The 18,744-nt window shown below is 68.7% G+C and carries 16 protein-coding genes; 3 read left to right on the top strand and 13 right to left on the bottom strand.

Going from position 1 to position 18,744, the window contains the following annotated elements; translation table 11 throughout:
* Positions 1 to 2: 2 nt before the first annotated feature.
* From rbfA to rimP, 5 genes are all read right to left on the bottom strand, one after another.
* Positions 3 to 425 carry a 30S ribosome-binding factor RbfA gene (gene rbfA / locus IEV99_RS23470; protein ID WP_371875824.1) on the bottom strand — a complete coding sequence of 141 codons (423 nt, stop codon included), beginning with the start codon at positions 423 to 425 and terminating at the stop codon, positions 3 to 5.
* 174 nt (positions 426 to 599) lie between these two features.
* Entirely contained in the window at positions 600 to 3,494 is a 2,895-nt protein-coding gene (gene infB, locus IEV99_RS23465) for a translation initiation factor IF-2 (protein ID WP_188520255.1), read from the bottom strand.
* Positions 3,487 to 4,200, bottom strand: a complete 714-nt coding sequence (locus IEV99_RS23460) for an RNA-binding protein (RefSeq protein WP_188520254.1) — start codon at positions 4,198 to 4,200, stop codon at positions 3,487 to 3,489. The genes infB and IEV99_RS23460 overlap by 8 nt, the downstream gene beginning before the upstream one ends.
* A gap of 40 nt (positions 4,201 to 4,240) precedes the next feature.
* A complete protein-coding gene (gene nusA / locus IEV99_RS23455) occupies positions 4,241 to 5,833 on the bottom strand; it encodes a transcription termination factor NusA (protein WP_188520253.1) in 1,593 nt (530 codons plus the stop codon).
* Positions 5,834 to 5,838: 5 nt separating this feature from the next.
* Positions 5,839 to 6,639: a ribosome maturation factor RimP gene (gene rimP, locus IEV99_RS23450; protein WP_188520252.1), complete on the bottom strand. Its 801-nt coding sequence runs from the start codon at positions 6,637 to 6,639 to the stop codon at positions 5,839 to 5,841.
* A 292-nt stretch (positions 6,640 to 6,931) separates the two neighbouring features.
* Between rimP and IEV99_RS23445 the strand changes: the two genes are divergently transcribed.
* Together IEV99_RS23445 and IEV99_RS23440 are read left to right on the top strand one after the other, a co-directional pair.
* Entirely contained in the window at positions 6,932 to 8,026 is a 1,095-nt protein-coding gene (locus IEV99_RS23445; protein WP_188520251.1) for a DUF2336 domain-containing protein, read from the top strand.
* A 92-nt stretch (positions 8,027 to 8,118) separates the two neighbouring features.
* Entirely contained in the window at positions 8,119 to 9,207 is a 1,089-nt protein-coding gene (locus tag IEV99_RS23440; protein WP_188520250.1) for a DUF2336 domain-containing protein, read from the top strand.
* 34 nt (positions 9,208 to 9,241) lie between these two features.
* On the opposite strand, the gene trmB is transcribed toward IEV99_RS23440, so the two are convergent.
* The 8 genes from trmB to miaB form a co-directional block, all read right to left on the bottom strand.
* Positions 9,242 to 9,931: a tRNA (guanine(46)-N(7))-methyltransferase TrmB gene (trmB, locus tag IEV99_RS23435; RefSeq protein WP_188520249.1), complete on the bottom strand. Its 690-nt coding sequence runs from the start codon at positions 9,929 to 9,931 to the stop codon at positions 9,242 to 9,244.
* 10 nt (positions 9,932 to 9,941) lie between these two features.
* On the bottom strand, positions 9,942 to 11,132 hold the full coding sequence (gene metK / locus IEV99_RS23430; RefSeq protein WP_188520248.1) for a methionine adenosyltransferase: 1,191 nt from the start codon (positions 11,130 to 11,132) through the stop codon (positions 9,942 to 9,944).
* 174 nt (positions 11,133 to 11,306) lie between these two features.
* Complete coding sequence (locus IEV99_RS23425; RefSeq protein ID WP_188520247.1) at positions 11,307 to 11,780, bottom strand: helix-turn-helix domain-containing protein; 474 nt, start codon at positions 11,778 to 11,780, stop codon at positions 11,307 to 11,309.
* A gap of 154 nt (positions 11,781 to 11,934) precedes the next feature.
* The gene (gene lnt, locus IEV99_RS23420; RefSeq protein WP_188520246.1) at positions 11,935 to 13,530 is read right to left on the bottom strand and encodes an apolipoprotein N-acyltransferase; all 1,596 of its coding nucleotides are present in this window, start codon (positions 13,528 to 13,530) and stop codon (positions 11,935 to 11,937) included.
* Positions 13,531 to 13,539: 9 nt separating this feature from the next.
* A complete protein-coding gene (locus tag IEV99_RS23415) occupies positions 13,540 to 14,619 on the bottom strand; it encodes a hemolysin family protein (protein WP_188520245.1) in 1,080 nt (359 codons plus the stop codon).
* A gap of 5 nt (positions 14,620 to 14,624) precedes the next feature.
* On the bottom strand, positions 14,625 to 15,140 hold the full coding sequence (ybeY, locus tag IEV99_RS23410) for an rRNA maturation RNase YbeY (protein WP_188520244.1): 516 nt from the start codon (positions 15,138 to 15,140) through the stop codon (positions 14,625 to 14,627).
* A 12-nt stretch (positions 15,141 to 15,152) separates the two neighbouring features.
* Positions 15,153 to 16,196: a PhoH family protein gene (locus tag IEV99_RS23405; RefSeq protein ID WP_188520243.1), complete on the bottom strand. Its 1,044-nt coding sequence runs from the start codon at positions 16,194 to 16,196 to the stop codon at positions 15,153 to 15,155.
* A 74-nt stretch (positions 16,197 to 16,270) separates the two neighbouring features.
* The gene (miaB, locus tag IEV99_RS23400) at positions 16,271 to 17,647 is read right to left on the bottom strand and encodes a tRNA (N6-isopentenyl adenosine(37)-C2)-methylthiotransferase MiaB (protein ID WP_188520242.1); all 1,377 of its coding nucleotides are present in this window, start codon (positions 17,645 to 17,647) and stop codon (positions 16,271 to 16,273) included.
* Positions 17,648 to 18,055: 408 nt separating this feature from the next.
* Between miaB and IEV99_RS23395 the strand changes: the two genes are divergently transcribed.
* Positions 18,056 to 18,607: a DUF1003 domain-containing protein gene (locus IEV99_RS23395; protein WP_188520241.1), complete on the top strand. Its 552-nt coding sequence runs from the start codon at positions 18,056 to 18,058 to the stop codon at positions 18,605 to 18,607.
* Positions 18,608 to 18,744: the final 137 nt, after the last annotated feature.

The following is an 18,744-nucleotide window of genomic DNA, read 5'->3' as shown; positions in this document are numbered from 1 at the left end:
GCTTACTCGTCGTCCTGGTCGTCGGAGGGGCGGGCGAGATCGCGCTGAACCTCGGGGGAGCGCAGCAGGGCGTCGATCTTGGCCGCCTCGTCGAGGCGGTCATCGAGCCGGAAGCGCACGTCCGGGGCGAATTTCAGGTTCACCTTGCGGGCCACGTCGGTGCGGATGATCTTGCGGTTGTTCTCGAAGGCCTTCAGCACGGCCTTGCCGAGCTTCTCGTTGTGCAGCGTCACGTACACGGTCGCGAGCTTGAGGTCCGGGCTCATGCGGACTTCCGGGATCGTCACGAAGGCCTGGGTAAAGACCTGCTCGGGCAGTTCGCCCCGGGACAGGATCTCGGTGACGGCGTGGCGAATGAGCTCGCCCACGCGCAGCATGCGCTGGGACGGGCCTGCCGGCTTGGAATCGGAATCGCGTTTCATCATGGGTCTCCCGCCCGGGATCGGACCGGCGCGAGGTTGAAATCCCCCTCTCCCCGGAACGCGGAGAGGGCTGGGGTGAGGGGGCATAATCGAGCGAAAGCCCGACAGGTCGCCCCTCATCCGGCGCTTCGCGCCACCTTCTCCCCGTGCCGGGGAGAAGGGAAGGCTTGGCTCCGTTTACAGCGAGCGCCGGACCTCTTCGACCCGGTAGCACTCGATCACGTCGCCGGTGCGCATGTCCTGGTAGTTCTCGAAGGCCATGCCGCATTCCTGGCCCGAGGGGACTTCCTTGACCTCGTCCTTGAAGCGCTTGAGCGTCGAGAGCTTGCCCTCGTGGATGACGACGTTGTCGCGGATGAGGCGCACGCTGGCGCCGCGCTCCACGCGGCCGTCCTGCACGAGGCAGCCCGCCACTTTGCCGATCTTCGACACCGCGAACACCTGCAGGATGCGGGCCTCGCCGAGACGCTCCTCGCGGAGCGTCGGCGGCAGCAGGCCCGACATGGCCTTTTTGATGTCGTCCACGAGGTCGTAGATGATGTTGTAGTAGCGGATCTCGACGCCCGAACGCTCGGCGGCCTCGCGGGCCTCCTTGTTGGCGCGGACGTTGAAGCCGAGCACCACCGCGCCGGACGCTTCCGCCAGCGTGATGTCGCTCTCGTTGATGCCGCCGGCGCCAAGATGGATCAGGCGCGCCGCGACCTCGTCGTTGCCGACCTTCTCCAGCGCTCCGGCGATGGCCTCCACGGAACCCTGCACGTCACCCTTGATGATGAGCGGGAATTCCTTGCGGCCGGCCGCGGTCTTCAGGTTGCTCATCATGTCGGCGAGCGAACCACGGGCGTTGCCGGCCCGGGCCGCCGCGCGCTCACGACGCTGACGCTGACGATACTCGGTGATTTCGCGGGCGCGGGCCTCGCTGTCGACCACCGCAACGCGGTCGCCGGCCTCGGGAGCGCCGTTGAAGCCCAGGATCTCGACCGGGACGGACGGGCCGGCCGTGCTGACCTGCGCGCCCTGGTCCGACACGAGGGCGCGGACGCGGCCCCATTCCGAACCCGCCACCACGATGTCGCCGGTCTTCAGCGTGCCGCGCTGCACCAGCACGGTCGCGACGGGACCACGACCGCGGTCGAGCTTGGCCTCGATCACCGAGCCCTCGGCGGGACGATCCGCGTTGGCGCGGACGTCGAGCACTTCGGACTGCAGCGCGATCGCCTCGAGCAACTTGTCGAGATTGATCTTCTTGGTCGCCGACACCTCGACCTCGAGGGTGTCGCCGCCCATGGACTCGACCTGCACCTCGTACTGGAGCAGCTCGGAGCGCACGCGCTCGGGCTTGGCGTCCGGCTTGTCGATCTTGTTGATCGCCACGATCATCGGGACCTTGGCGGCCTTGGCGTGGTTGATGGCCTCGATCGTCTGCGGCATGACGCCGTCATCCGCCGCCACCACCAGCACGACAATGTCGGTCACCTTGGCGCCGCGGGCGCGCATCGCCGTGAAGGCGGCGTGGCCGGGCGTGTCGATGAACGTGATCTTGCTGCCCAGCGGCGACACCACCTGGTAGGCGCCGATGTGCTGCGTGATGCCGCCGGCTTCCCCGCTCACCACGTTGGCGTGGCGAATGCTGTCGAGCAGCGAGGTCTTGCCGTGGTCGACGTGGCCCATGATGGTCACGACCGGCGGACGGGTCTCCAGCGTCTCGTCGGCGTCGGGCGCATCGAACAGGCCCTCCTCGACGTCGGACTCGGCGACGCGCTTCACCGTGTGGCCGAACTCCTCGGCGATTAGCTGGGCGGTGTCCGCGTCGATCACGTCCGTGATCTTGTGGAGCTGGCCCTGCTTCATCAGGTAGCGGATCACGTCCACGCCGCGTTCCGTCATGCGGTTCGCGAGTTCCTGGATCGTGATCGTCTCCGGGATCGTCACCTCGCGGGCGATCTTTTCCTTCGGCTCGTTGGACTGGCCGCCCTTCAGGCGCTGCACGCGACGGCGGAACGCCGCCACCGAGCGGGTGCGCTCGTCCTCGCCGCTGGTGGCGCCCGACACGGTCAGGCGGCCACGGCGCTTCTCGTCCGCGGTCTTGGCCCGGTCGGGCTTCGGCGGAACGATGATCTTGGTGGGCATGCCCGGGCGGCGGATGATCCGCTTGGTCTCTTCCTCCTCGGACTGCACGCGGCGCGCGGCGCCGGGAGCCGACGGGGTCGGGCCGAGCGGGCGACGAACCGCGGGAGCGCCGGCCGAGGCCGGAGCGCCGCCGGCGGGCGCGGCGGCGGGAGCCGCGTCGCCAAGGCGGCGTCGAGCTTCATCCTCGGCCTTGCGGCGGACCTCCTCGTCGCGGCGGTGCCGGGCGTCTTCCTCGCGCTTGCGCGCCTCGGCGGCTTCGCGCTCGATCTTTTCGCGGGCCTCGCGCTCGACGCGCAGCTGGGCGTCGATGATGGCCTGCTTGCGCTCTTCCTCTTCGCGCTTGCGCGCCTCGACGAGAGCCACCGCGCGGGCGTCGCGCTCATCCTCCGTGAGGGTGCGCAGCACCACGCCGCTGCCGGAGCGGCTGGGCGCCTGCGGACGCGAGGGCGCGCCGGGGCGACCCTGCTGCGGCGCGGGACCGCGGCTGGCGGGAGCGGGAGCGGCTGGACGCGGCGGCGCGACGGCGGCACGCGGCGGCGCCGCGACTGCCGGACGGGGAGCCGCAGCGACGGGCGCAGGTGCGGGAGCGGCGGGCGCAGGAGCCGGCGCGGCGGCCGCCACGGGAGCCGGAGCCGGAGCCGGCGCGGGGGCCGGAGCCGCCGCCACGGGAGCCGGCGCGGGAGCGGCCGTCACGGCCGGGGCGGGAGGCGCGACGGGGCGCGGAGCCGGGGCGGGCGCCGCGGACGCCGCCGGCGCGACCTCCGGCTTGGCGGCTTCGCCTGGACCGATGATGCGCCTCTTCACCTTCTCGACGACCACGGCCTTGGACCGTCCGTGCGAGAAGCTCTGCCGTACGACACCCTGCTCGACCGGGCGCTTCAAGCTCAACGTCTTGCCGGTGACGTGGAGCGTCTTGTCGCCGCTATTCTTCGTATCAGTCATTCCGCTCTTGTTCCTGCGGTTCTGGGGTCGTCGTGCCGGCTTCCGCCAACGTCATGTGCGTGAGGCCCGCGGGGGCGTCCCTTTCGGGGTAACCGGCGCGGTAACGCTCCAAGGCCCGGCAGCGCGCAAGGCATGCGCGGGCTGCGGGCCCTAGGAGGAGCGCTGCATGTATCACATGTGACCGTCCCAATGCCAAACCCAATTCAGAAGAATCGAGAGCCGCCACGACAGGAATCGCCGAAGCGTTCTCGCCATAGCGGCGTCGCAACGCCTGCCCGATCTTCCGGACGCCATCCTGGGCGGCGTCCGTCGCCTGGAGGACGCCGGCCACACCTTGCTGGATGGCGGCTTCCACCTTCGAAAATCCTCCGACCACCTGGCCGGCCTTGTTCGCCATGCTGAGCGACGCCTGCGCGTCGCGCCGCAACAACTCCTCGATGTCGTCGGCCAGGGTCGGCGACACCCGCACGGAAGCCTTGAGGCTGCGCGCGAACGCCTTGCGCTTCACGGCTTCCTCGACGTCCCGCCGGCACGCCGTCACCCAGACGCCCCGGCCCGGAAGCTTTCGCTTCAGGTCCGGAACGAGCGTGTCATCCGGGCCGACCACGAAGCGGATCAGCTCCTCGGGCGAACGAACCACACGGGTGGCGACGCAGGTCCGCTCCGGACCGTCATGCTCCGCCTCTTGCCGCCTGTTCGTCCTCACGCCTGCGCGCCTCTCCGTATCCGTTGCGGAACGGCGGGGCTCAGGCCTCCGCCGTCTCGTCCTGCTCGCCCTCGGCTTCCGCCACGGGCGCTTCGATCCAACCCGCCTTGACGCGCGCCGCCATGATCATGGCTTCGGCCTCCTCGCGGGAGATTTCCATGCCGTCCAGGAAGCCGGCGTGGCGGGTGGTCTCGCCACCCTTGCGCTCGGTCCAGCCCACCAGGTCGTCCGTGGCGCACCCCGCGAGGTCCTCGACGGTCTTCACGTCGTTCTCGCCGAGCTTCACCATGATCTCGGTGGTCACGCCCTCGACGTCGCGCAACTCGTCCGCAACGCCCAGCTCAACGCGGCGAGCGTCGAATTCGGCTTCGATGCGCGCCAAATATTCGCGCGCGCGATTCTGGATTTCCTCGGCGGTGTCCTCGTCGAAGCCCTCGATGGACGCGAGCTCGGCGAGGTCCACGTAGGCGAGTTCCTCGACGGTGCGGAAGCCTTCCGACGCGAGCAGCTGGCCCACCACCTCGTCCACGTCCAGCGCCTCCATGAAGACGGTGGTGCGGCTGAGGAATTCCTTCTGGCGACGCTCGGATTCCTCGGCCTCGGTCAGGATGTCGATGTCCCAGCCGGTGAGCTGCGAGGCAAGGCGCACGTTCTGTCCACGGCGTCCGATCGCAAGGGATAACTGGTCATCCGGGACCACAACTTCAATACGCTCGGCGTCTTCGTCGAGAACGACCTTGGCGACTTCGGCCGGCTGGAGCGCGTTCACGATGAAGGTCGCGACATCCGACGACCACGGAATGATGTCGATCTTCTCGCCCTGCAGCTCGCCGACCACGGCCTGCACGCGCGAGCCGCGCATGCCCACGCAGGCGCCGACCGGATCAATGGACGAGTCGCGCGAGATCACCGCGATCTTGGCGCGCGAGCCCGGGTCGCGGGCGACGGCCTTCACCTCGATGATGCCGTCGTAGATCTCCGGCACTTCCTGGGCGAAGAGCTTGGCGGTGAACTGCGGATGCGTGCGCGACAGGAAGATCTGCGGGCCGCGCTGCTCGCGGCGCACGTCGTACACATAGGCGCGAATCCGGTCGCCGGGGCGGAACACCTCGCGCGGGATCAGCTCGTCGCGGCGCACGATGCCCTCGCCGCGGCCGAGGTCCACGATGACGTTGCCGTATTCGGCGCGCTTCACGACGCCGTTGACGATCTCGCCGATGCGATCCTTGAACTCTTCGTATTGGCGGTCGCGCTCGGCCTCGCGCACCTTCTGGACGATCACCTGCTTGGCCGACTGCGCGGCGATGCGGCCGAAGTCGAAGGGCGGCAGCGTGTCCGCGATGGTGTCGCCCACCTGGGCGGCCGGGTTGAAGCGCTGGGCGTCCTGCAGGGCGATCTCGACCGCCGGGTTGTCGACCTGGTCGACTACGTGGAGGTAGCGCGACAGGCGCAGCTCGCCGGTCTTGTTGTTGATGTCGGCGTGGACCTCGGTCTCGGTGCCGTAGCGCGAGCGGGCCGCCTTCGCGATGGCGTCCTCCATGGCGGCGAGGACGATCTGCCGGTCGATGACCTTTTCGCGCGCGACCGCGTCGGCGATCTGCAAGAGCTCGAGCCTGTTGGCGCTAACGGCCATCGTGATCACTCCTTCGGAGGCCGGCCGTTGCTCGGCCTGGGCTTGGGATTGGCTTTGGAATATTTCACGCCGGCGGCCTTGGCGGCTGCCGATTTCGGATTGTTGGCCTTGGCCTTCTGGATGGCCTTGGAGGACATCTGGCGGGCCGGACCCTTGGGCTTGGCGGCCTGATGCGCGGGACCGCGACGGGCCGGCGCGGGAGCGGCCTCGGCGTCTTCGCCCTCGGGGGCCTCGGCGTCCTCGTCCGGCGTTTCGCCGCGGAGTTCGGCCTTGCCGCGCCGCAGGCTCTCGCGGATCAGTTCGTCGGTGAGCACCAGCCGGGCCTCGGCGATGTCGGCCAGCCGCAACCGGGCGCGGGGCTCCTCGCCCTCCTTGATCTCGGTCTTCTCGATCACCGCATGCCCGTCGTCCGATCCAACCACGACGCCCCGGAAGCGCTTGCGGCCGTCGGCCGGGACCTGCATGTCGATCTTGACGATGTGGCCGGCCCAGCGGTCGAAATCAGAGGCGCGCACGAGCGGCCGATCGATGCCCGGGGACGAGATCTCGAGATGATAAGCCCGGTCCAGCGGATCGTCGACGTCCAGCGCGGGCGAAATGGCGCGGCTTGCCGCCTCGCAATCCTCCACCGAGAACGTGCCGTCCGGCCGCTCGGCCATGATCTGCAGCGTGCAGCCGTTCTGGGCCGAGATCTTCACCCGCACCAACCGGAAGCCGAGATCCCCCAGCACCGGGGCCACGATGGTCCCGACCCGCGCGGCGACGCCGGTTTCATGGATCAGTCTGGGTTCGTCGAGCTCCGACACCAAAGTCCTCGTGCAACGCTAAGCGAAAAGGAGCGGGTCCCGGAGGCCCCACTCTCACATGACGATCAGGACGACCGTGATGAGATGTTCTGGATGGCGCGCACTATACGCATCCACCCTGCGGATGCAAGGACTTCCGCGCGCCCGCGGGGTTTCGGGCGCCGCCCGGAGGCCTTTTCGGGGCGCCTCGATCCGTAACCTTACGGAAGGCATCAAGCCGGTCTCTGCGGCCGAAGATACGTTTTAGTGACGATTTTCCTGCATTATCCCGCAGTCGTTGCAGGGGAAAGTTATGCAACCTTTAAAGTCGGTTGTCGCCGAGGTCGAGGACGCGATCGCGAGCGGCCAGGACGGCCGTCGCGTCGATACCCTGCGTCGGATCACCAATCTGTTCGTGGAGCAGTCCCCCAAGCTCAACGACAATCACGTGGCGCTTTTCGACGAAGTGATCGTGCGGCTCGCGCATGAGATCGAGTTCCGGGCCCGCGTGGACCTTGCCGAACGCCTCGCCGACGTCTCGAATGCGCCGCTCAAGACCGTGCGCGACCTGGCCTTTGACGAAAACGTCGCCATTGCGGCTCCCGTGCTGGAGCGGTCCACCCGCATCGCGGCCGACGATCTCGTGCAGATCGCGCAGGAGCGCGGCCAGGAGCACCTGATGGCGATCTCGGCCCGTCGCGACCTGCCGGAGGTCGTCACGGACGTGCTCGTGGTGCGTGGCGACGAGAAAGTGGTTCGCCGCGTCGCCACAAACGAAACGGCCAAGTTCTCCGAACGCGGCTTCACCACGATGGTGAAACGCGCCGCCGAGGACGTCGAGTTGCAGGACATCCTGCACGCGCGTCCCGACCTTCCCAGCCAGCACGGCGTCGCGCTGATCGCGGCCGCCAAGGAGCGCGCCCGGGCCGAGATCCTCAGCTCCATGGCGGATCGCGACGACCTCGTCGCGGCGGCCCTGGACGCGGGCGCGGTGTCGGTGATGACGGACACCGGCCCGATGATCCTCGTCGCCGATCTCGAGGCGGCCGAGCCGCGCGTCACCGCGATCGAGATGCGGGGCGGCCTCGACGAAGCCGAGATCAACCGCATGCTGAAGGCCGATCGGCTGGCCGACGCCATCGTGGGCCTCGCGCATGTGGCCGGCATGCCGGCCGAGACGGTCGCGAATGCGTTCAGCGCGCCGCATTTCGATCCGCTGCTCTTTATCGTGCGCGGCGTGAAATACAGCTGGCCGACCTTCAAGGCGTTCCTGCTCGTGAAAACCGGCAGCAACCCCCATCAGGCGCTGCTGAAGAGCGCCTTTGCGAGCTACGAAAGCCTGTCCGTGCCGACCGCCCAGCGGGTGATGCGCTTCGTCTCGGCCCGCCAGCGCGTCGGCAACGGTTAAGGCGCGCTTACCGAAGCGCGCCGCAATCGAGCGACGTCCTTCGTTTTCTACCCATACCTATCGCCTAGGTTGTTCTCCAAAGGAGCAACACTATGGCCGTCCCCATCCCCAGCGACATCACCTCCACGCTGGCGAGCGCCGGACCCGAGAAGCGTCTGCAGACGCTGCGGAGCGTCACGGACCTGTTTCTGCGCCAGGCGCCATTGCTCGTGGAAGACCAGGTCGCGGTTTTCGACCAGGTCTTGGGCTTTCTGGCGGAGCGCATCGAGCGCTATGCGCGCTCGGAGCTCGCCGAACGGCTCGCCGACGTCCCGAACGCCCCGCCCGAAACGATTCTCAAGCTCGCCTCCGACGAGATCGACGTCGCGCGCCCGGTTCTGGAGCGCTCCCCGCGCCTCTCCGATGGCGACCTCGTTTCAATCGCGCTGACGCTCGGCCGCGACCACATGGTGGCGATCGGCGCGCGTCCGAACATTGGCGAGAGCGTCACGGACGCGCTCACGATCCATGGCGACGGGGCGGTCGCGCATTCATTGTCGCGCAATCTCACGGCCAAGATCTCAACCTCGGGTTTCGGCCGCATGATGGCGCTGGCGGCGCGCGACCAGGACCTGCAGCTGGCCCTGGGCGAGCGCGCCGACCTGCCGCACGAGCACCTGCAGTCGCTGCTCGGCATGGCCAAGGAGGTGGTGCGGGCGAGGCTCGCCGCCATCGCGGACAGCCGCATGGCTGGGCTGGTGGCGGCCGCGGTGGACCGCGGCGCGGCGCGCCTGGAGGAGGGCGGCGCCACGGCGAGGCGGCTCGAGGAGCGGGAGATCGAAGAGCTGACGCTGCGCTTTGGACGCGGCGAGCTCAGCGAAGCCGACGTGGCCACCTTCGCGCGCGAGGGACGCCGCGCCCAGGCGCTCGCCGCCCTTGCGCTGTTGGCGAGCCTGCCGCGCAGCATCGCCGACCGGGTGTTCGTGGATCCGGACGAGGACCTGCTGCTGATCGTCTGCAAGGCGATAGGCCTCCACTGGGAAACCGTGGACTCCCTGCAGCGCTTTCGCGTTCCGGCCAGCCATCGTCCTTACGACGCGACGCGGCTGCGCGACAGCTTCGACAGGCTGAACCCGGCGACCGCCAAGCGGGTGATCCGCTTCCTGCATGCGCGGGAGCCGCGCGCCGAGCGCATGAACTGACGGACGGGCGCGGCTCCACGGAGTCGCGCCGCCGTCAGCGCCTGCGGATGCGCAGGTAGGAGGGGGTGCGGCCCTCGCGCAAGGCCTTCGCCTCGTAGCGGGTGCTCGGCCAGCCCGGATAGGGCTCGCGCCAGTCGGCCGCGCGCTCGGCCTCCCACGCGAAATCGGGCGAGCGCAGGACGCGCGCCAGAACCCAGCCGACATAATGGTCGATGTCGCTCGCAAACCAGAACGAGCCGCCGGGCCGGAGAATGCGCGCGAGCCGCGCGAGCATGGCGTCCGACACGAAACGCCGCTTGTGATGGCGCCGCTTGGGCCAGGGGTCGGGATAGAGCAACACAACGCGGGCGATGGACGCGTCCGGAAGGGCCTCGATCACCTGCAGGGCGTCGCCGTCAAACAGGCGGACATTGTCGAGCTTCTCGGCCTCGATCGCGGCCAGCAGCTTGGCCATGCCGTTCACGAAGGGCTCGCAACCGATGAAGCCGACATCCTGATTCTTGCGGGCGCGCGACAAGAGATGCTCGCCGCCCCCGAACCCGATCTCGAGCCAGACCTCGCGCACCGGCCGGCCGAACAGCCTTTCGGGCTGTCCGAGATCCGTCTTCGGGTGGACGCGCAGGCGGGGCAGGAGCGTCTCGAAGAGATCAGCCTGCCCGGCCCGGAGTTTCTTGCCCTTGCGACGGCCGTAGAACGCGCCGCCTTCGCCCGCGGCGCCCGTCATGCCGCGATCCTCAGGCCAGCGACTTGAGCTGGTCGGCGAGGTCCGTCTTCTCCCAGCTGAACCCGCCATCCTGTTCGGCCGCGCGGCCAAAATGGCCGTAGGCCGCCGTGCGGGCGTAGATCGGACGGTTCAGGCCCAGATGCGTGCGGATGCCGCGCGGCGTCAGGTCCATGATGTCCATCAGGGCCTGCTCGAGCTTGCCCTCGTCGATCCGGCCCGTGCCGTAGAGATCGGCGTAGATGGAGAGCGGCTTGGCGACGCCGATGGCGTAGGAGAGCTGCAGAGAGCAGCGCTCAGCCAGCCCGGCCGCCACGACGTTCTTGGCGAGGTAGCGGGCCGCGTAGGCGGCCGAGCGGTCCACCTTGGTGGAATCCTTGCCCGAAAAGGCGCCGCCGCCATGCGGGGCCGCGCCGCCATAGGTGTCGACGATGATCTTGCGGCCCGTGAGGCCGCAATCGCCGTCCGGGCCGCCGATCACGAACTTGCCGGTCGGGTTCACATGCCACACGGTTTCGGCCGAGATCCAGCCTTCCGGAAGCGCCTCGCGCGCATAGGGCTCCACGATGGCGCGGACGTCGTGCGACGACAGGTCGGCGTCGAGATGCTGGGTCGAAACCACGATCTGGGTCACGCCGACCGGCTTGCCGTTCTCGTAGCGCACCGTGACCTGGCTCTTGGCGTCTGGGCCCAGCACGGTGCTTTCGCCCGAGCGGCGCGCCTTGGACATGCGCGCCAGGATCGCGTGCGCGTAGTAGATCGGGGCCGGCATCAGCTCGGGCGTCTCGCGGCAGGCGTAGCCGAACATGATGCCCTGGTCGCCCGCGCCTTCGTCCTTGTTGCCGGCCGAATCGACGCCCTGGGCGATGTCGGCCGACTGCGCGTGCAGCAGCACCTCGACCTGGGCGTTCTCCCAGTGGAAGCCCTCCTGCTCGTAGCCGATGTCCTTCACGGCGAGACGGGCCAGATGGGTGAGATAGTCGCGCGTCAGCACGGCGGGGCCGCGCGTTTCGCCGGCGATCACCAGGCGGTTGGTGGTGGCGAGCGTCTCGCAGGCGACGCGGATGTCCTTGGGGTCCCAGCCCTGCTCGGGACCGATGCGGTAGAAGGCGTCCACGATCTCGTCGGAGATGCGGTCGCAGACCTTGTCGGGGTGACCTTCCGAAACGGACTCGCTGGTGAACAGATAGCTCGAACGCGCCACGATGACCCTCGCCTGTCCTTTCAGCGGCAAAGGCCGCCACTGAGCGGAGTGTCGTGACAGGGAGCGTTCTTCTGGTCAAGCCGTATTGCCGGACGCGTTCGTTACTCCGAACGAAAGAGCCCGCCGCCGGATGGGCGAGCGGGCGCTTGCGTCGATACCGCGTGCGTCCGCCGATTACTCGGCGACGAGCGGCTGGACCAGGTCGGCCACGGGCTCCGCAAAGCCGGTCTCGGCCAGGATCGCAGTCCCGTCCGTGCCGGCCAAGGACGACACGAGGTCGACGATGCGGCGGCGGATCTTGGCGTCCTTGATCTTCAGGAAGGCGCGGTTGAGTTGCACGCCCTCGTTGGTGGCCAGGAAGTCGGCCACATAGGTCGTGTCGGCGCCGTCGCGGAAACCGGCGGTCTCCATCTCGGGCTGCGGCGAGCCTTCAAAGAAGAACTCCACCGGCATGCCGAGAATCTTGGAGATCTGCTGCAAGCGGCTCGCGCCGATGCGGTTGGTTCCCTTCTCGTATTTCTGGACCTGCTGGAACGTCAGGCCGAGCGCCTCGCCGAGTTTTTCCTGGCTCATGCCAACCAGAACCCGACGCATGCGAACCCTGCTCCCGACATGCTTGTCGATCGGGTTAGGAGCCTTCTTTAACATCATGTTGCCTCCGCGATGCGGTCCCGCGGCCCTGCCCCCAGAACCGCCGCCGTTGCGCTTGTGCGTTTCGCCGGCAGGAAGCCCGGATAGCGTTTTGCAACCTGCCGAGGCGACCAACGGTTGAATCGACCGTAGCGCAACCCGATGATTATTGTCAATTACGTTGCAAACGAATGGTCAACAGGATTGATGAAAACGAAAACATCAGCAGCGCCAGCAGGTTGCCATAGGAGCTGAACGGTGTGCCCGCCAAGCGTGCGGGCAGGCGCGAATCAAGGACGCCGTCGACGCCGAGCGGCAGGGCCCCGATAATGCGGCCATACGGGTCTACAACGGCCGAGATCCCGTCATTCGCGGCGCGGATCAGCGGCAGGCCTTCCTCGATCGCCCGTAGCCGGGCCTGCGCGAAATGCTGGTATGGGCCAGGCGTCAGCCCGAACCAGGCGTCGTTGGTGAGGTTCAGCAGCACGCCCGGATCGCCCTGCTCGGGCTTCGCCTCGCCGGGGAAGATCGCCTCGTAGCAGATCAGCGGCGCAACGGGCGGCAGGCCGGGGACAGCCAGCATCTTGCGCCGGACGCCCGCCTCGAACCCGCCCGGCGCATTCACGAACTGGCGCAGCCCCAGGGCCGTGAGGGCGTCGTTGAAGGGCAGGTATTCGCCGAACGGGACGAGATGCGCCTTGTCGGAGCTGTCCACGATGGTTCCGTCGTCGGCCACCACCTGGACGGCGTTGAAATAGCGTCGCCCGCGCTCGCCCGGCAACGGCTCCGCCGAGCGCACAGCGCCGGTCACCAGCACGGCCCCCTTGGGGAGCATCTGGGCGATCTGCGCCAGTGCGGTGGGGTCGCGCGCCAGAATGAACGGGAAGGCGCTTTCCGGCCAGATGAGGTGCGTCACCTTGGCCATTCCGGGGTGGTCCGGCGACGTGGCGCGGTCGCTGAGCGAAAGGTAGCGGGACATGATGGCGTCCCGGTTTTCCGGCCTGAACTTGTCGTCCTGCGGCACGTTCGGCTGCACGATCCGGAGAGACACGTTCGGGGCCATCGCGGTCGCGCCCGTGGCGAGCCGCAGGCCGCCGAAGCCCGCCAGCAGCACGAGCGCGGCGAGAGCGGCCGCCGGCGCGGCCCAGCGTTCGCGCCCGCTGGCGCCGGTTGCGATCGTCGCGGGGGCGGCGCAGATCAGCGTCGCCAGCAGCGTCAGCCCGTGCAGGCCCATCCAGGACGCCGCCTGCGCGAGCCACAGATGGCCGCCCAGCGCCATTCCGAACTCGTTCCAGGGAAAGCCGGTGAACAGCACCGAGCGCAGCCACTCGGTCGCCGTCAGGGCCAGCGCCAGCGAGACGATCCGCATCGGCCCGGGCGTCCAGATGATGCGGGCGAGCACAAAGGCGAGCGCCGTATAGACGGCCAGCACGGCCGGCAGCCCGACCACGCCGAGCGGCATCAGCCAGGCGAACTGGTCGGCCTCCACCAGAAAGGCCGAGCCCAGCCACCACAGCCCGGCGACGAAATAGCCGAAGCCGAAAAACCAGCCCGCCAGGGCCGCATGGCCAAGCGTGGCGCGCGACATGCGGCCGACATCGGCCGCCGAGCCGTCCAGCAGCCAGACCGCGAGCGTCAGCGAGACCATCAGGGCGGGCAGGATGCCGAAAGGCGGCATCGCGAGCGCGCCCAGCGCGCCGGCCCCGAAGGCCAGCGCGAGGCGTCGCCATCCCCAGGCGAGGATGATGCGGTGGGCGAGATTGTTCATGCGGCCTGTTCAGCCTTGCTTGGCGTCGGGCGCGGCGGGGAAGGATTGATCCGTGATCGCGGCCCGGGGCGGGGGCAGACTGAGGGGGGCGTCCGGCGGGGGCAGCGCCTCGAGCGCGCTGGTGTGAATGCGCAGCCGCTTGATGCGGCGGGGGTCGGCGTCCAGGATTTCGAACTCCACGCCGGCCGGATGGGCGATCACCTCGCCCCGCACCGGCACGCGGCCCACCAGGGCGGCGATGAGGCCGCCCAGCGTGTCGACGTCCTCGGCCATCTCGCCATGGGCGAGATCCACGGTGAGTTCGGCCGAGGCCTCCTCCAGGCTCGTGCGGGCGTCCGCCAGATAGGACCCGTCCGGCGCCTTGGTGATCATGGGGGCGTCCTGGAGGTCGTGCTCGTCCTCGATGTCGCCGACGATGATCTCCACCAGGTCCTCGATCGACACCAGCCCGTCCGTGCCGCCGTATTCGTCGATCACGAGCGCCATGTGGGTGCGCGAGGCCTGCATCTTCACCAAGAGGTCCATGGCCGGCATCGACGGCGGCACGAACAGAACCGGCCGCAGGATCTTGGCGGCCGAGAGCGGGATCGAGAGATCCACCTTGCCGAGGTCGGGCGCGCCCGCCGGCAGGGCGCGACGCCGGCCCGGCGCCTTGGCGGTTTCGGCGCGGGTGGCCATGTAGTCCAGGAAGTCGCGGATGTGCACCATGCCGCGGGGGTCATCCAGCGTCTCGGCGTAGACCGGCAGGCGCGAATGGCCGGCCGTGCGGAACACGCGCAGAAGCTCGCCCAGCGTGATCTCGATCGGAACCGCGACGATGTCGGCGCGCGGCACCATCACGTCGTCGACCCGGTGGGTGCGCAGGCCGAGCACATTCTTCAGCATCGCGCGCTCGAGCGGGGCGAAATCCGCGCCGCTTTCGGCGAGCGCCTCCTCGAGATCGTCGCGGAAGCTCTGGGCGTGCCTGATCCCAAGGCGCGACAGGAACCGGTCGATAAAACTTTCGCCGGGCGTGTCGCGCGCTTCAGCCTGACCGGATCCGCGTGTGGAGCCGTTGGTCGAGCCGCTGGATGTGTCTTCGGACGTCATGGTGCTCAAGCCATCCTGACGGACGGCGTCTCCTCGTCAAGGGGGCGGTCCGCGTAAGGGTCGGCGACCCCAAGCGTGGCCAGAATGGCGACCTCGAGCGCTTCCATGCGCTCGGCGTCCTCGGCCACGATGTGATCATGGCCGAGCAGATGCAGGAAGCCGTGCACCACCAGATGCGTGAAATGGTCGGCGACGCTCTTGCCGTCGTCCTCGGCCTCGCGCTGGAGCGTTTCGAACGCGACAGCGATGTCGCCCAGGAACGGCGACTTCGACACTTTCGGGCCCTCGACGGCCGGAAACGACAGCACGTTGGTGGGCTTGTCCTTGTCGCGCCACTGCTGGTTGATCTCACGCATGTGGGCGTCGTCGGTGAGCAGCAGGCTGACTTCCGCGCCCGGCAGGAGCCGCACGCCCGCGCCCGCCGCCGCGGCCGCGACGGCTTTTTTAGCCAGCGCCTCGGCTTGCGGCAGCGCCCGCCAGAGCGGGCTTTCCTCCTGGGTGTCGACGGTCGGTCCCGTCATGTCAGACGGCCCTCATGGCGTGCGCTGGGGCGTCTCGCCGCGGAAGTCCGCCTCGTATGCCCCGACGATGCGGCGCACGAGATCGTGGCGCACCACGTCGCCTTCCTTGAAGGTCACGCGGCCGATGCCCTCGACGCCGTCCAGGATGCGAACCGCCTCCACGAGGCCGGACTTCTGGCCCGGCGGGAGGTCGATCTGGCTCGGGTCGCCCGTGATGATCATGCGCGAGCCCTCGCCCAGGCGGGTGAGGAACATCTTCATCTGCATCGTGGTGGTGTTCTGGGCCTCGTCCAGCAGCACGATCGCGTTGGTGAGCGTGCGGCCGCGCATGAAGGCGAGCGGCGCGATCTCGATCATGCCGGTCTGCATGCCGCGCTCGACATGGCGGGCCTCCATGAAGTCATAGAGCGCGTCGTAGATCGGGCGGAGATAGGGGTCGACCTTCTCCTTCATGTCGCCCGGCAGGAAGCCGAGCCGCTCGCCCGCCTCCACGGCCGGCCGCGACAGGATCAGCTTTTCGACCACGCCCTGCTCGAGAAGTTGCACCGCGTAGCCCACCGCCAGCCAGGTCTTGCCGGTGCCGGCCGGACCTTCGGCGAACACGAGCTCCTGGCGCTTCAGCAGCCGCAGATAGGAATGCTGGGCGGCGTTGCGGGCCCGTACGCGCCGGCGGCGCGTTCCGATCTCTTCGAAGGAGGAAGATCCGGCTTCGGCGACCGCGGGAAACAGCACGCCCTGCATGGCGGTTTCCTGGATCACGCCGTCCACGTCCCCGGGGCTCAGCGCCTCGTTCAGCTGCACGCGGGCGTAGAGCCGCTCCAGCACCACCCGGGCCTGCTCGGTGTTGTCCGGCGTCCCTTTCAGGATCACGTTGTTGCCGTTGGCGTTGGCGACCACGCCGAGCCGGCGCTCCAGATGAGCGAGGTTCTGGTCGTATTGGCCGAACACCAGGCTGGCCAGCCGGTTGTCCTCGAATGTCAGCTTGATCTCGGCGGCCTCGGCGATGCCGCCGCGCGGCTTGACGGTGAAACGATTGACGCCCTCGGCTGATCTCAAGGAAGCCTCTTTTCTCTCATGGTCGTCCGTTGAACGCGCGAGACCGGCTTTGCGCTGCCGAGCATCCTGCTCTTTCACGCGGATTCCCGATCCGGTTCGATGTCGGCCCGCTCGCCGAGCAGGCTGAAATTGCCAAGGCCGCCGATGCGCACCGGAACGATGTCGCCCGCCTGGGCTCCGCGTCCCTCGAAGGCGACGGCCTGCAGGTAGGGCGACTTGCCGACCATCTGGCCCGGATGCTTGCCGGGCTTCTCGACCAGCACGTCCACGGTGCGGCCAACCGTGGCGGCGTTGAAGGCCCGCAGCTGGCGATCCAGCAGGGCCTGCAACTCATGCAGGCGCGCGGTCTTCACGTCCTCGGGGATCTGCGCGACGTTGTCGGCGGCGGGCGTGCCGGGTCGCGGGCTGTACTTGAACGAATAGGCGGCCGCGAAGCCGACCTCGGCGATCAGCGCCATGGTGTCGCGGAAATCGGCGTCGGTTTCGCCCGGAAAGCCGACGATGAAGTCGGACGACAGCGCGATGTCGGGCCGCACGGCGCGCACGCGCTCGATGATGCGCAGGTATTCATCGCGTCCATGCCGGCGGTTCATGGCCGCCAGAATGGCGTCCGAGCCGGACTGCACGGGCAGGTGGAGATACGGCATCGCGGCCGGCAGATCGCCATGCAGCGCGATCAGGTCGTCGTCCATGTCGCCCGGGTGGCTCGTGGTGTAGCGGATGCGGGCGAGGCCGGGCGTCTCGGCGAGACGCCGCATCAGGCGCGGCAGCGTCCAGGCGGCGCCGTCCGGCCCTTCGCCATGGTAGGCGTTGACGTTCTGGCCCAGCAGCGACACCTCGCGCACGCCGGCGGCGACGAGACGCTCGACCTCCGCCAGGATGGCGGTGACCGGACGCGACACTTCGGCTCCGCGCGTGTAAGGCACCACGCAGAAGGTGCAGAACTTGTCGCAGCCTTCCTGCACGGTGACGAAGGCCGACACGCCGCGCTGGCGCGTGCGCTCCGGGCGCGGCTGCGGCAGCGCGTCGAACTTGCTGTCGGCCGGAAAGTCGGTGTCGACGACAGGGCGCACGCGGGCGGCGTCCAGCAAGGCGGGCAGGCGATGGTAGCTCTGCGGGCCGACCACGAGGTCGACGCCCTTGGCCCGACGCAGGATCTCGCCGCCCTCGGCCTGCGCGACGCAGCCGGCCACGACGACCTGCATGGCGCCGCCGGCGGCTTCGCGGTCGCGCCGCATCTCGCGGACGCGGCCCAGCTCCGAATAAACCTTCTCGGCCGCTTTCTCGCGGATATGGCAGGTGTTCAGGACCACGAGATCGGCGTCCGCCATCTCGGTCGTCTCGGAAAAGCCTTCCGGGGCCAGAACATCCGCCATCCGCTGGGCGTCATAGACGTTCATCTGGCAGCCGTAGGATTTGACGTAGACCTTCCTGCTTCCGTCCTGGGCCATGGTTCCGCCGAAGCCGCGGCGCGGTCGCGCCTCGCGAATCACTCTCGCGGCCATGCCGAGCATGCCGCAGTTCTCAGCACGGTGTTTAGACGGTCAGGGCGCGCAAGAGAACTGGATTCGCAAGAAGCCGCCGGGCGTGGCCGCGGCGCATCAGCCCGGGACGCGACAGCGCGGCTTTTCGGCGGCCGGCAAGCGGCTCACGGGGTTGACAAATCCGCTCGCTGACGCATTTTCCGAACCAGCCGCGCGAGTTCTGCCCGTCCGGCCCCATCAGGACACCGAACCACAATGCCCAGCGACAGTCCCAGTCGATTGACCGCGCCGTTGACGGCCGTTCGGGTACGCTGATCCTGAGGATCCGCTCGCTCCCGATCCGCCGCCAGCGGCCGGTCGGAAAGAGAGTGAGCCATGAGCAACGAGATCCGTTATCTCGCCCAGCACCTGCTTCACGCAGGCGTATCCCCCCTGTGCGAGCGTGACCGGCGCGTCATCGCGCGCGTCGCCCGCCGCATGCACGTCGCCCGCGACGTCAACCAGGTCTTCGACGACCGCCTGACCTGGAGCGAGCGCATCGCCGACAAGGTCGCGGCGGTGGGCGGCTCCTGGGGCTTCATTATCGGCTGCGTCGCCTTTCTGGGCGTCTGGGCCGTCGTGAACGCCGCCATCCTGGCGAAGAACGCCTTCGATCCCTACCCGTTCGTGTTCCTGAACCTGCTGCTCTCCATGGTGGCGGCCCTTCAGGCGCCCGTGATCATGATGTCGCAGAACCGGCAGGCCGCGAAGGACCGGCTGGCGGCGGCGCTCGACTACGAGGTCAACGTCAAGTCCGAGACCGCCATCGCGGAGCTGCACGACAAGGTCGACCGGCTCCAGGCGCAGATCGAGCAGCTCGTGTCCCTGCAGGCCAGCGCCCTGAAGGACAGCCGCGACGAAGCGCGGGACCGGCTGCGGGCCGTGTAGGACGCTCGCCAACCTCCCGTCATTGCGAGCCGGAGGCGAAGCAATCCAGTCTAAAAGGCCAAGCGTTAGACTGGATTGCTTCGCTGTCGCTCGCAATGACGGCGAGGCTCCGGGATGTTTAGCCTGCATTCCCGGCG

Origin of the sequence: Alsobacter metallidurans (assembly GCF_014636935.1) — a bacterium.
GTDB lineage: Bacteria > Pseudomonadota > Alphaproteobacteria > Rhizobiales > Beijerinckiaceae > Alsobacter > Alsobacter metallidurans.
This window is presented reverse-complemented; position numbering and strand designations above follow the sequence as displayed.